We start from the raw sequence: 1518 nt of genomic DNA, 5'->3' as shown, positions 1-1518 counted from the left end.
TATGAGTGTAGTGATTATCAAGTTATCGGCTTATTAGTACCGGTCAGCTCCGACAGTCTTTAGTCCTGTCTTCCACATCCGGCCTATCAACCCAGTCGTCTGGCTGGGAGCCTCTCCCCCGAAGGGATGGAAATCTCATCTCGAAGCCGGCTTCCCGCTTAGATGCTTTCAGCGGTTATCCGTTCCGAACGTAGCTAATCAGCGGTGCTCCTGGCGGAACAACTGACACACCAGAGGTTCGTCCATCCCGGTCCTCTCGTACTAGGGATAGATCTTCTCAAATTTCCTGCGCGCGCAGCGGATAGGGACCGAACTGTCTCACGACGTTCTAAACCCAGCTCGCGTACCGCTTTAATGGGCGAACAGCCCAACCCTTGGGACCTACTCCAGCCCCAGGATGCGACGAGCCGACATCGAGGTGCCAAACCATGCCGTCGATATGGACTCTTGGGCAAGATCAGCCTGTTATCCCCGAGGTACCTTTTATCCGTTGAGCGACAGCGCTTCCACAAGCCACTGCCGGATCACTAGTCCCGACTTTCGTCCCTGCTCGACTTGTCAGTCTCACAGTCAAGCTCCCTTGTGCACTTACACTCGACACCTGATTGCCAACCAGGTTGAGGGAACCTTTGGGCGCCTCCGTTACTCTTTAGGAGGCAACCGCCCCAGTTAAACTACCCATCAGGCACTGTCCCTGAACCCGATTAGGGTCCGAAGTTAGATATCCAGAGTGACCAGAGTGGTATTTCAACAATGACTCCACGAACACTAGCGTGCCCGCTTCACAGTCTCCCACCTATCCTACACAAGCCACACCGAACACCAATACCAAACTATAGTAAAGGTCACGGGGTCTTTCCGTCCTGCTGCGCGTAACGAGCATCTTTACTCGTAATGCAATTTCGCCGAGTTCGCGGTTGAGACAGCTGGGAAGTCGTTACGCCATTCGTGCAGGTCGGAACTTACCCGACAAGGAATTTCGCTACCTTAGGATGGTTATAGTTACCACCGCCGTTTACTGGGGCTTAAATTCTCAGCTTCGCCTTGCGGCTAACCGTTCCTCTTAACCTTCCAGCACCGGGCAGGCGTCAGTCCGTATACATCGTCTTGCGACTTAGCACGGACCTGTGTTTTTAGTAAACAGTCGCTTCCCACTGGTCTCTGCGGCCATCGAACGCTCCCGGAGCAAGTCCGTTCACGCCTCAGGCCCCCCTTCTCCCGAAGTTACGGGGGCATTTTGCCGAGTTCCTTAACCACGATTCTCTCGATCTCCTTAGTATTCTCTACCTGACCACCTGAGTCGGTTTGGGGTACGGGCAGCTAGAACCTCGCGTCGATGCTTTTCTTGGCAGCATAGGATCACCGATTTCGACTTGCGTCTACCCATCAGATCTCAGGCTATATGAACGACGGATTTGCCTATCGTTCGCCCTACATCCTTAGACCGGGACAACCATCGCCCGGCTCGGCTACCTTCCTGCGTCACACCTGTTAATACGCTAAACGCACCAGCACGGG

Annotated in this window: 1 rRNA gene; it reads right to left on the bottom strand. The window is 54.2% G+C overall.

Annotated features, from left to right (window positions below):
- Positions 1 to 13 precede the first annotated feature (13 nt).
- A 23S ribosomal RNA gene (locus EDF36_RS20830) occupies positions 14 to 1518 on the bottom strand; the annotation flags it as partial.

It is taken from the genome of Rathayibacter sp. PhB152, from assembly GCF_003751395.1.
Classification (GTDB): domain Bacteria; phylum Actinomycetota; class Actinomycetes; order Actinomycetales; family Microbacteriaceae; genus Rathayibacter; species Rathayibacter festucae.
This window is presented reverse-complemented; position numbering and strand designations above follow the sequence as displayed.